Source organism: Streptomyces sp. NPDC020965, from assembly GCF_044333555.1.
Classification (GTDB): Bacteria; Actinomycetota; Actinomycetes; order Streptomycetales; family Streptomycetaceae; genus Streptomyces.
In genome coordinates, this window is record NZ_JBIRRE010000001.1 from 965,763 (window position 1) to 977,225 (window position 11,463).

12 protein-coding genes are annotated in these 11,463 nt (G+C 70.8%); 2 read left to right on the plus strand and 10 right to left on the minus strand.

The window, feature by feature from the left end:
* The first annotated feature begins 304 nt into the window (after positions 1–304).
* Together ACH4S7_RS04205 and ACH4S7_RS04210 are read left to right on the plus strand one after the other, a co-directional pair.
* Entirely contained in the window at positions 305–1,384 is a 1,080-nt protein-coding gene (locus ACH4S7_RS04205) for a M4 family metallopeptidase (protein ID WP_398519500.1), read from the plus strand.
* 73 nt (positions 1,385–1,457) lie between these two features.
* Positions 1,458–1,724: a protealysin inhibitor emfourin gene (locus tag ACH4S7_RS04210; RefSeq protein ID WP_398519501.1), complete on the plus strand. Its 267-nt coding sequence runs from the start codon at positions 1,458–1,460 to the stop codon at positions 1,722–1,724.
* A gap of 27 nt (positions 1,725–1,751) precedes the next feature.
* On the opposite strand, the gene era is transcribed toward ACH4S7_RS04210, so the two are convergent.
* The 10 genes from era to ACH4S7_RS04260 form a co-directional block, all read right to left on the minus strand.
* Positions 1,752–2,696: a GTPase Era gene (gene era / locus ACH4S7_RS04215; RefSeq protein ID WP_398519502.1), complete on the minus strand. Its 945-nt coding sequence runs from the start codon at positions 2,694–2,696 to the stop codon at positions 1,752–1,754.
* 148 nt (positions 2,697–2,844) lie between these two features.
* Positions 2,845–3,810 (minus strand): WxL protein peptidoglycan domain-containing protein, encoded by a 966-nt coding sequence (locus tag ACH4S7_RS04220; RefSeq protein ID WP_398519503.1) that lies wholly within the window; start codon positions 3,808–3,810, stop codon positions 2,845–2,847.
* 61 nt (positions 3,811–3,871) lie between these two features.
* Positions 3,872–5,230 (minus strand): beta-xylosidase, encoded by a 1,359-nt coding sequence (locus ACH4S7_RS04225; RefSeq protein ID WP_398519504.1) that lies wholly within the window; start codon positions 5,228–5,230, stop codon positions 3,872–3,874.
* A 269-nt stretch (positions 5,231–5,499) separates the two neighbouring features.
* Positions 5,500–5,976 carry a hypothetical protein gene (locus tag ACH4S7_RS04230; protein WP_398519505.1) on the minus strand — a complete coding sequence of 159 codons (477 nt, stop codon included), beginning with the start codon at positions 5,974–5,976 and terminating at the stop codon, positions 5,500–5,502.
* 379 nt (positions 5,977–6,355) lie between these two features.
* Complete coding sequence (locus ACH4S7_RS04235) at positions 6,356–6,739, minus strand: cytidine deaminase (protein ID WP_398519506.1); 384 nt, start codon at positions 6,737–6,739, stop codon at positions 6,356–6,358.
* Positions 6,740–6,954: 215 nt separating this feature from the next.
* A complete protein-coding gene (locus ACH4S7_RS04240) occupies positions 6,955–7,308 on the minus strand; it encodes an MmcQ/YjbR family DNA-binding protein (RefSeq protein ID WP_398519507.1) in 354 nt (117 codons plus the stop codon).
* The gene (locus ACH4S7_RS04245) at positions 7,305–8,600 is read right to left on the minus strand and encodes a hemolysin family protein (RefSeq protein ID WP_398519508.1); all 1,296 of its coding nucleotides are present in this window, start codon (positions 8,598–8,600) and stop codon (positions 7,305–7,307) included. Before ACH4S7_RS04245 ends, ACH4S7_RS04240 begins: the two co-directional genes overlap by 4 nt.
* Complete coding sequence (gene ybeY / locus ACH4S7_RS04250) at positions 8,597–9,094, minus strand: rRNA maturation RNase YbeY (RefSeq protein ID WP_398519509.1); 498 nt, start codon at positions 9,092–9,094, stop codon at positions 8,597–8,599. Before ybeY ends, ACH4S7_RS04245 begins: the two co-directional genes overlap by 4 nt.
* 14 nt (positions 9,095–9,108) lie before the next feature.
* Positions 9,109–10,140 carry a PhoH family protein gene (locus ACH4S7_RS04255; RefSeq protein WP_398519510.1) on the minus strand — a complete coding sequence of 344 codons (1,032 nt, stop codon included), beginning with the start codon at positions 10,138–10,140 and terminating at the stop codon, positions 9,109–9,111.
* A gap of 194 nt (positions 10,141–10,334) precedes the next feature.
* Positions 10,335–11,456, minus strand: a complete 1,122-nt coding sequence (locus ACH4S7_RS04260) for a carbohydrate kinase family protein (protein WP_398519511.1) — start codon at positions 11,454–11,456, stop codon at positions 10,335–10,337.
* Positions 11,457–11,463: the final 7 nt, after the last annotated feature.

Consider the following 11,463-nt stretch of genomic DNA (forward strand, 5'->3'; position numbering starts at 1 on the left):
TCAAAGATCTGGGGGGGGTCTCCCAGGCCCGGAGGCGGTGGGAGAGGCCGACGGTTCTCAGCAGCACCAGATCCCGCGGGGAGGGGGTCGGCCTACGACTACAGGCCCTCGCCGCGGCAGCTAAGGAGAAGCAGCCCGAAACGCATGATGCGGAGCAGCCTAACCGAGGAGGGCGGGACCGTGGGTCGCGTATCACTATGCGGGATACTTGATCACTTTGCGTCAATCGGCATTCTTCACTCTATTTCCTTAATCATCCTCGCAACCAGTGACATCGCACTGACTCAGTGCCACATTGCCGCACATGGCAGACACACATCCCATCTTCTGCACCATCGTGCCGCCCCACGTCCTCGACCAGCTCGCCCGCGCCGTGGACACCGCCATCGCCGACCTCGCCCGACGCACCCTGGAGGCGGACGCGTCGCTCCGCACCCAGCGCCGGCTGAACACGGTCGCCGGACTGCTCGGGGCCGGCCCGACCGCCACCCCCACCCCCCGGACGGCCGACGCCTCGGACAAGCCCCGGCGCACCATCCACGACTGCGGGACCCGCACCCGGCTCCCCGGCGAGAAGGTCCGCTCCGAGGGCCAGGAGCCCGGCCGGGACGCGACCGTCAACCGTGTCTACGCGGGCCTCGGCTCGACCTTCGAACTGCTGCTGAAGTCGTACGGGCGCAACTCGCTCGACGGCCGGGGGCTGCCGCTGATCGCCAGCGTCCACTACGGCAAGAAGTACGCGAACGCCTTCTGGAACGGCGAACAGATGGTGTTCGGCGACGGGGACGGGAAGATCTTCCTGGACTTCTCCCTCCCGGTCGATGTGATCGCCCACGAGCTGGCGCACGGGCTGACGCAGTACACGGCGAACCTGGAGTACTTCGGCCAGTCCGGCGCGCTCAATGAATCCGTCTCCGACGTGTTCGGCTCGCTGGTCAAGCAGTACACCCACGACGAGACCGCCGACCAGGCCGACTGGCTGATCGGCGCCGGACTGCTGGCCCCCGCGGTCTCGGGGGTCGCCCTGCGCAGCATGAAGGAGCCGGGGACCGCGTACGACGACGATGTGCTCGGCAAGGACCCGCAGCCGGGGTCGATGGACGACTACGTCCACACCGACCGGGACAACGGCGGGGTGCACATCAACTCCGGCATCCCCAACCGTGCCTTCTACCTGCTGGCGACGGAGCTCGGCGGCAAATCGTGGGAGCGGGCCGGGCAGATCTGGTTCGACACCCTCACCGGCGGCGAACTGGGCGAGCGGGCGAACTTCACGGAGTTCGCCGGCCTGACGGTGGCGGCGGCGCGGGCGCGGTACGGCGAGGGCGCCGAGCTGGCCGCCGTACTGAAGGCATGGTCCCTGGTCGGTGTGGCGACGGACTGAGTGCCGGTGACGGGGCCGGGACGGAGGCGGTGGTGGCTTCCGTCCCGGACCGAACCGTACTAGAACGGAAGCCATGCGCATTCAGGTGAGACGCACCGGCGGGTTCGCCGGTATCGAACGATGCGCCGAGGTGGAGACCTCGGGGCGGCCGGACGCGAACGGCTGGCGGACGCTGGCCGACCGGGCCCTGGCCGACAGCCGCACGGCCCGCCCCGTTGGCGTGCCGGACGGCTTCGGCTACGAGATCACGGTGGCGGGCCGGACGGTGTACTGCGCGGATCCGCTGCTGACGGAGGCGCAGCGCGAACTGATCTCCCGCGTACTGGAGGAAGGTGCCTGACCGGGATGGGCGGGGACGGCCGGGGGATCAGAAGCCGAGCTTGCGCAACTGCTTCGGATCTCGCTGCCAGTCCTTCGCCACCTTCACATGCAGGTCCAAGAAGACCGGGGTGCCGAGCAGCGCCTCGATGTGCTTGCGGGACTTCGTCCCGACCTCCTTCAGGCGCTTGCCCTTGGGGCCGATGATGATGCCCTTCTGGCTGGGGCGCTCGATGTAGACATTCGCGTGGATGTCGAGGAGGGGCTTGTCCGCCGGGCGGTCCTCGCGGGGCAGCATCTCCTCGACGACGACCGCGATCGAGTGCGGCAGCTCGTCCCGGACGCCCTCCAGCGCGGCCTCGCGGATCAGCTCCGCGACCATGACCTGCTCCGGCTCGTCCGTGAGGTCGCCCTCGGGGTAGAGCATCGGGCCCTCGGGCAGCAGCGGGATCAGCAGGTCGGCGACGAGCTGGACCTGGCTGTCACCGACGACGGAGACGGGCACGATCTCGGCCCATTCGAAGCCCAGCTCGGTGCCGAGCCGGTCGATGGCCATGAGCTGTTCGCGGAGGGTCTTGGGGTCGACCAGGTCCGTCTTGGTGACGATGGCGACCTTGGGGGTCTTCTTGATGCCCGCCAGTTCCTTGGCGATGAACCGGTCGCCGGGGCCGAGCTTCTGGTCGGCCGGCAGGCAGAAGCCGATGACGTCGACCTCGGACCAGGTGGTGCGGACCACGTCGTTCAGCCGCTCGCCGAGCAGGGTGCGCGGCTTGTGCAGGCCGGGGGTGTCCACCAGGATCAACTGCGCCTCGGGCCGGTGCACGATGCCGCGCACGGTGTGCCGGGTCGTCTGCGGCCGGCTGGAGGTGATCGCCACCTTCTGGCCGACGAGAGCGTTCGTGAGGGTGGACTTGCCCGCGTTGGGGCGGCCGACGAAGCAGGCGAAGCCCGACCGGTGGGGGGCGGGCTCGGAGGAAGGGGTACGAACGCTCATGCCGCCATTGTCGCTGATCCCCGGGGCACCTGTGCCCACGAGGCCCCCGACCGACCTCCGGCGGCGGTGGTCCCGGAGCCGCTGAGGTGGGCCTCGGGTCCGTACGGCATGGCGGGCGGGGGCGGCTCCCGGACCCGTACGACCGGTCTCAGGCGGTTCCCGGTGCGACCGTACGACGGGCGCGGAGGCGGAGCCGGATCCAGAGGGCCGCGCCGATGAGTCCGGCGCAGAGCACGCCCGCCACCAGCCAGGGCAGCGCAAAGAAGGAGACACCCGCGGTCTCCCGGACGTCGCGGGCGCTGGCGGTGAGCCTGACCTCGCCCCAGTCGAGCTGGGGCGCGCCCGCCCAGCGTTCCGTGAGGCGGATCCGCTGGCGGGGCAGCAGTTCGGCGGGGATCTTCGTCAGCCGGCGGGTGAGCAGATCGCGGCCGAAGAGGCCCTCGGCCTTGAGGGCGACGGTGGGGTTGAGGGTCACATTGCCCCGGTTGTGGAGGGTGTACGAGATGAGAGCGCTGCTCTCGCCGGTGCCGGGGACGAGGGGCCGGTGCTGGCTGAGTGTGACGTTCTCGACGGAGAGCGCGGGCACGGTGGGACCGTTCACCCGCAGATGGACGCGGGCCCCGACGGCCTGCTGGATACCGACGGCGACCTCACCCTCGGTGGGGCTGATCCGTTCGTCGAGGGCGACCAGCGCGCCGGGGTGGTCGCCCGGTTCGGCCGACTCGGGGACGGTGAGGGTGTACGGGACGGTGACCGAGCCGCGGGCGGGGACGGTGACCCGGTCGCGTTCGGGTCTGGCCCAGGCGCCCACCCCGCGCTGCTTCTCGTCGCGGGCGCGGACGGCGAAACCGCCGTCGCGGGCGGTGTTGTACGCGTCCGCCGCGTACAGCCGGAAGGTCAGGGGACCCGCCGTCTTATTGCTGACCGTGACCCGGTCGGTGAGGGTGGCGCCCGGGTCGGCGGAGAGGTAGAAGTACGGACGGCTGCCCAGCTCGGACGCGGCCGGATAGACCGACCACTCGCCGTTGTCGGCGGCGTGTGCGGCGGTGGCCGGAACGACACCGGCGAGCAGTGCGGCCAGGACCGTGAGGACGACGGCGGACGGCTTGGGCATCAGTGCGGAGCCCCCAGGGACGAGGCGGGCCGACCGGGTGCGCGCCCGGCCCGCCGGGCGGTCAGGTGAGCGTGAGCGTCAGTACGCCGGAGTACGCGCCGGGCGTGGTGAACGCCGGCACCTTGAGCGAGACCCACGCGTCCACGGTGAACTCGCCACCGGAGACGGCGCCGTTGGGTGTGGAGGCCAGGGTCGCGCCGGCGCTGCCGACGGACCCCTTTGACCCGGCCGCGCAGGTGCTCGGGCTGCCCGGTTTGGTGGTGCAGGCCGGGGCCCAGTGGAGCTTCCCGGCGTCGATGGTGCCCCCGGGACCGGTGAAGTCGGTGACCTTGCCGGTCAGGGACCAACCGGCCGGACCGCCCCGGTAGTCCTTGACGGTGACCGTCCGCAGATCTCCGTTGGCGCCACCGCCGGAGCCGTAGTCGACCGAGGAGAGTTGGACGGCGTCCCCGGCCTGGGACATGGAGAGGGTTCCCGCGGTCACCGAGGCGGTGAGCTTCTGGCTGTTCCTCGGCAGCGGGGTGTCGTCGACGACGGTGTACGCGGCCGGTCCGGCGCCCTTCGCCGCCGACCAGGAGGCGCCTTCGTAGGCGACGATCCCGGTGGTCGCCTTGTCGTTGACCTTGAGTCGGGCGGTGAAGCCTCCGTCGGCGTCGGAGGTGAAGGTCATCTTGTCGGCGGTCTCGGCCGCCCCGGCCCGGCCGACGAGGGTGATGTCGGTGAGCGGGGTGAACTTGGTGCCGCTGACGGTGACCCGGTCGCCGGGCTTGCCGGAGGCCGTGGCGAGGGACAGGGCGCGCTCATTGGCCCCCGGCCGGTCGGTGGCGATGATCGTCTGGGAGACGGGGGCGGGGGGACTGCTCACCGTGCAGGGGGTGTCCAGCTCCATGATGTAGCTGGTGTGGATGTTGTAGTCGCCGGGCGAGAGGGTGATCGAACCGGGCGCGGTGACCGTGAAGGTGCCGGTCATCGAGAACGCCGGGAACTCTCCCTTGCCGGGGACCGGCGGATTCTTCTTGGGGCCGGTGACCGTGACGGCGGCGGTCTGCGCGCCACCGACGACGACCTTTCCAGTGGGCGTCATGATGTCGGCGGGCAGGGCCAGATCGACCGGGTTGCTGGCCGCGGGCTTGGTCACCTGGTAGGTGACGGTGACGGTGTCGCCGACTCGGGGGGCGGCGTTGTCGACGGTGATCTTGGCGGTCGTGGTGCCGTTGATGGGCGGGATGCCGGCGATGGGCGGCGGGACGCAGCGGGTCGCGAAGTCCACCGGCGTCGAGGCGGTGGCCATCGCGTGCGCGGGTGCGGCGAGCGCCGCCGTGGCGGCGACGAGGGCGACCGCGCCGAGCGCGGCCGTCCACCGCCGGGGACGGCGTGCGGCTGGTCTTCGAGCGGATGGTTCTCGGGTGGCGGAAGCCATGTGATTGCCCCCTTCGGGAGGAATGCAGATGGCCATTCACGGGCCGCCGCCGAGAGAAGTCAATGGACCAGAAATCCATCAACTGATGACCCATCAGATACTGTCAAGATCGACAAACGGGCCCCGGGCGGGCGGGGCGCACGACGACGGCGCCACCGCGAACGGTGGCGCCGCTGTCCCCATGGTCGGTCAGGCGGGTTAGTCAGGACGACTAACGTCGGTCAGGACGGTCGGTAGGTCGGTCAGGACGGTTGATCACGGAGGAGCCGTCAGCTGAAGAGGAACGGTCCCGGCGTCTGGCTGGTCACGGCGTCACAGGTGACGCTGACGCCGAAGATCGTCATCGACAGGGCGGGCCCCGCGAAGTACGAGTTCAGGCTGTCACCGGAGGCGACGGTCCCGGTCAGGGGGCCGATCGTCACCGCCGAGTTGGCCGCGAGCGCCGGGTTCTGCTGACCGGTGAACACCCTGGTCCCGCCGCCCGCCTTGGCGAAGGTGAGCGACGCGTTGATGGTGTTGGCGGCCACGGCGACCGGGGTGCGCACCGCCGTGCGCAGGGTGATCGTCGCCCGGGTGCCGTTCTGGGTCGCGGTCAGGTTGGCCGTGCCACCGCCCCAGAATCCGCAGTCGTACCCGGCCTGGGCCACCCCCGGGGTGACGGCTCCCGCAGCCGGGGCGAAGATCAGTGAGGTGGCGGCGAGTGCTCCCGCCGCCAGGGCCGTGCCGATGCCTAGTCTGCCTCGCATGGGGTTCCCCTTTCCCGTTTCAGGGATCGTTGGGGCAGCCGACCGTACGGCGCGCACCGCACGAGCGTGGCACTCCACATTCGTACGGGTACGCCGCGGCGGGAAGCTGCGTCGATAGGGCGCGCTCGGACCATCGGTGAACTCCGTGGGCGGGGTGCGCACGCCACACGGACCGGGCGGAAACGACCGACTCGGCACGGAACCGCGGCTCGGGCCCGGACCAGGCCGCCCGGGTACATCTGACGGTCCGTCGGTTGAACTGCTGTTCATTGATGCGCAAGCCGCCGACGATTGCAAGACAGAGTCGCTTGATTCTTAAGGAAAGTGTGGGGCCGCCGCCCGAGGACGCCCCCCGCCGGGCGGGGGCGCCCCCCGCCGGTCACTCGCCGGCAGCGGCGACGGACTTCGGCAGCCCGTCGGGCCCCGCGAGCAGCACCGGCGTCGCCGGTCCGCCCAGGTCCCGTACGGCCGCCCGGTCCGCGTCCGGCACGGCGTCGGCGGCGGAGACGACGGCCGCGGCCTCCAGCGATGTCGCGCCGCTGGCGACGGCCATCGCGACGGCGGTCCGGAGCGCGCTGAGCTTCAGGGAGTCGAGGGAGACCGTCCCCGCGACATAGGTCCGCCCGGTCTCGTCCCGCACGGCGGCACCCTCGGCCACCCCGTTCCGGGCCCGCGCGCTGCGCGCCAAGGTGATGATCTTGCGGTCCTCGGGGCCGAGGTCGGTGAAGTCGGCGGGGTGGGTGGGGTCGCTGCTCTGCGTCATGCCCCGAGCATAGATCGCGCCGGTACGGGGGCCCTTCCCTGGCCAACACCCCCCGGCTCGGCGCGCGGCCGGACGTCAGGGGGGAGATCTCAAGGGCGGCGGGCTCAGACGCGAAGGGCTCAGGCGCCTCAGGCGGCTCAGGCCGCTCGGGCGCCTCAGGCCGCTCGGGCGCGGAGGGGGTGCGGATTCAGGGCCGAGGCGTCAGGGCCGAGGCGTCAGGGCCGGTCGAGGCGGAGGCGGGTGGCCTTCGGGAGACCGGCCACCACCAGGTCGTACGAGTCCTCGATCAGCTCGTGGACCAGTTCGTCCGGGAGATCGTCCACCGTCACCGTGTTCCAGTGGCGCTTGTTCATATGCCAGCCGGGGACGATCTCCGGATGGTCCGCGCGCAGCCCGACGGCGATATCCGGCTCGCACTTCAGATTCACCGTCAGCGGGCTGCCGTCGAGCGCGCTCAGCGCGAACATCTTGCCGGCCACCTTGAAGACCGAGGTCTCGGGGCCGAACGGGAACTCCTCGACCGCGTCGTTGAACTCCAGACAGAACGCCTTCAGCTCACGCGCCCTCATGCCCCGGCCTCTCCCTCCGTACCCCTGGTGACCGGCTCCGCCAGCACCGTGACGATCTTATTGCGGCGGCCGGCCGGGGACTCGGCCGTCAGTCGCAGCGCGCGGCCGTCCGGCAGGTCCACCACCGCGCCGGCGCCCGCGATCGGCACCCGGCCGAGCGCCTTCGCCAGCAGGCCGCCGACCGTCTCCACGTCGTCGTCGTCCAGCTCGTCCAGACCGTACAGCTCACCGAGATCGCCGATGTCGAGCCGGGCGGTGACCCGGTAGCGGCCCGCGCCCAGCTCCTCGACGGGGGGCAGCTCCCGGTCGTACTCGTCGGTGATCTCGCCGACGATCTCCTCCAGGATGTCCTCGATGGTGACGATGCCCGCCGTGCCGCCGTACTCGTCGATGACGACCGCGACGTGGTTGCGCTTCTGCTGCATCTCCCGCAGCAGGTCACCGGCGTTCTTGGTGTCCGGCACGAAGACCGCCGAACGCATCGCGGTGGAGACCAGATCGGTCTCCGCCTCCCGGTTGACGTGCGTCTTCCGCGCCAGGTCCTTCAGATAGACGATGCCGACGACGTCGTCCTCGTTCTCCCCGGTGACGGGGATGCGGGAGAAACCGGAGCGCAGCGCGAGGGTGAGCGCCTGCCGCACGGTCTTGTGCCGCTCTATGCAGATCAGATCCGTACGCGGCACCATCACCTCCCGGACGAGCGTGTCGCCCAGCTCGAAGACGGAGTGCACCATCCGGCGCTCGTCGTCCTCGATCAGCGACTCCTGCTCGGCGAGATCCACCAGAGCCCGGAGCTCGGCCTCGCTCGCGAACGGGCCCTTGCGGAACCCCTTGCCGGGCGTGAGGGCGTTGCCGATCAGGATCAGCAGTTGGGGGATCGGGCCCATGATCCGGGCCAGCGGCAGCAGTACGTAGGCCGCCGCCGTCGCCGTGTTCAGCGGGTGCTGTCGGCCGATGGTGCGTGGGGAGACGCCGACCGCGACATAGGAGACGAGGACCATCACGCCGATGGCGACGACCAGTGCCTCCCACGTCTCGGGGAACTCCTGGATGCAGACATAGGTGACGAGGACCCCCGCCGCCATCTCGCACGTCACCCGCACCAGCAGGGCGACATTGAGATAGCGCGTCGGATCGGCGGCGATCTGCGCCAGCCGGGCCGCGCCGCGCCGGCCGCTCCGGACCGCCGCGTCGGCACGGAAGGTGGAGACCCGGGCGATGCCCGCCTCCGCGCACGCGGCCAACCAGGCGCCGACGACCAGCAGCACCGCGCCGATGACCAGGCCGGTCATGAGACGGTCGGCGCGGGGGAGGGACCGGTGAGACCCTTCTCGGCCCGCCAGCCGTCCACGATCGCCGCCTGGAGGCCGAACATTTCGGCCTTCTCGTCCGGCTCCTCGTGGTCGTACCCCAGCAGATGCAGCACCCCATGGACGGTCAGCAGTTGAAGCTCCTCGTCCATGGAGTGCTGGGTCGGGGCCTGCTCGCCCTGCTCCTTGGCGACCTCCGGACAGAGCACGATGTCACCGAGGAGTCCCTGCGGGGGCTCCTCCTCGTCCTTGACCGGCGGACGCAGCTCGTCCATCGGGAAGGACATGACATCGGTCGGTCCCGGCAGATCCATCCACTGGATGTGCAACTGCTCCATGGCCTCGGCGTCCACGACGATCACCGATAGCTCGGAGAGCGGGTGGATGCGCATCCGGGCGAGCGCGTAGCGGGCCACGTCGAGGACCGCCTGCTCGTCCACCTCGGTGCCGGATTCGTTGTTGACGTCGATCGACATGGTGCGCTGTACCGCTACTTCCCGTGCCCGGTCCCGTGACGGTCTCCGTTGAGGCCGTCGTACTTCTCGTACGCGTCGACAATACGGCCGACGAGCTTGTGCCGGACGACATCGTGCGACGTGAGACGCGAGAAATGGACGTCATCGACGCCGTCCAGGATCTCCTGGACCTGCCGCAGACCGCTCTTGGTGCCGTTCGGCAGGTCGACCTGGGTGACATCGCCGGTGATGACGATCTTCGAGTCGAAGCCGAGCCGCGTCAGGAACATCTTCATCTGCTCGGCGCTGGTGTTCTGCGCCTCGTCCAGGATGATGAACGCGTCGTTGAGCGTGCGTCCGCGCATATACGCCAGCGGCGCGACCTCGATGGTGCCCGCGGCCATCAGCCGGGGGATGGAGTCGGGGTCGAGCATGTCGTGCAGCGCGTCGTAGAGCGGGCGCAGATAGGGGTCGATCTTCTCGTAGAGCGTGCCGGGCAGAAAGCCGAGCCGCTCCCCCGCCTCCACGGCGGGCCTGGTCAGGATGATCCGGGTGACCTGCTTGGACTGTAGGGCCTGGACCGCCTTGGCCATGGCGAGATAGGTCTTGCCGGTGCCCGCCGGGCCGATGCCGAACACGATCGTGTGCTTGTCGATCGCGTCGACGTAGTGCTTCTGGTTGAGCGTCTTGGGGCGGATCGTCCGGCCGCGGCTGGAGAGGATGTTCTGGGTGAGCACCTCGGCCGGCGTCTCGGCGGTGCCGTCGCTCGCCCTGAGCATGGCGATCGAGCGTTCCACTGCGTCCTCCGTCATCGGCTGTCCGGTGCGGAGCACCAGCATCATCTCGTCGAACAGGCGCTGGATCAGCGCGACGTCCGCCGCGTCTCCGGCGGCGCTCACCTGATTGCCCCGGACATGGATGTCGACCGCCGGGAAAGCCTTCTCGATGACGCGGAGCAGGGCGTCCCCCGAGCCGAGGACCGTCACCATCGGATGCTTGGCGGGGACGGTGAAGTGGGCTCGCGCCTGCTCCGGCGCCGGGGTGTGGGCTGTGGGTGTCTGAGTCATGGGCCGGCTCTGTGGCCTGCACAAACCTCCCGCTGCGGGGTTCTCGCTCCTCGACAACCTCTGGAAACCAAGCGTACGACGCCACACCGACAACAGCCCATGGCTTTTACCGGGCGCTCCCGGGAGTGCGCCGGAGGGCTCCCGGGGGCGGTGCGCGCCCCCGCGGTGGCCGGGGGCGGGGCTCCGGAACCGCCTCAGGCCGTACTGCGGAAACCGATGGTCGGGACGGCCCTGCGGAGTGGCCAGGGGCGGGCCTGGTCGGGCAGCAGACCGTCCAGGAACGCGTACCGGCGCAGGGCGGCCGGATCCTGGTCCGCCAGCCCCCGCACCCGGCGCCACCAGGCCGCGATCTCCAGCCAGCCGGGCGCGGAGAGCGAACCGCCGAACTCCTGCACCGAGAGCGCGGCGGTCAGCCCGGCGAAGGCCAGCCGGTCGGCGAGCGGCCAGCCCGCGAGCGTCCCGGTCACGAAACCCGCCACGAAGACGTCCCCCGCGCCGGTGGGGTCGAGCGCCTCGACCGCGATGGCCGGCACCTGGGCGCTCTCGCCGGTCGCGGCGTCCACGGCGTACGCGCCTTCGGCGCCGAGGGTGACGACGGCGACCGGCACCCGTTCGGTCAGGGCATGGGCGGCGGCGCGCGGACAGTCGGTACGGGTGTAGCGCATCGCCTCCGCCGCGTTGGGCAGGAACGCCTCGCAATGCTCCAGGTCGGCGAGGTCCGCCGGGTCCCAGCGACCCGAATCGTCCCAGCCGACGTCGGCGAAGACGCGGGTGCCGTCGGCGGCGGCCTGGGCGATCCACTCGTCGCGCGCCGGGGTGAGGGAGGCGACGGCGGCCCGGGACGGCGGCGGGCAGTCCGGGGCGGGCTCGGGCGGCGGGGCCTCATGGCCATGGGTGATCATCGTCCGCTCGCCCTCGTACGCCATGGAGACGGTGACCGGCGAGTGCCAGCCGGGCACCGTGCGCGACAGCGAGAGGTCGATGCCCTCGCCCTGTTCGAGGGCGTCCCAGCAGTACTCGCCGTAGTGATCGTCACCGAAGGCGGCGGCGAGCGAGGTGCGCAGCCCGAGCCGGGCCAGCGCGGTGGCCATATTGGCCACTCCGCCGGGGCTGGAACCCATGCCCCTGGCCCATGACTCGGTGCCCCGGACGGGGGCGGAGTCGAGACCGGTGAAGATGATGTCGAGGAAGACGCTGCCGGTCAGATAGACGTCGCAGGCGGGGTCGGACGGGGTACGGAGAGGGGCGAGGGGGTCGAGGCAGGGGGGCTTGTGGGCGGGCCCTTGCCCGTGCTGCTTCCGGTGTCGAGTGCTCACTGTGCCG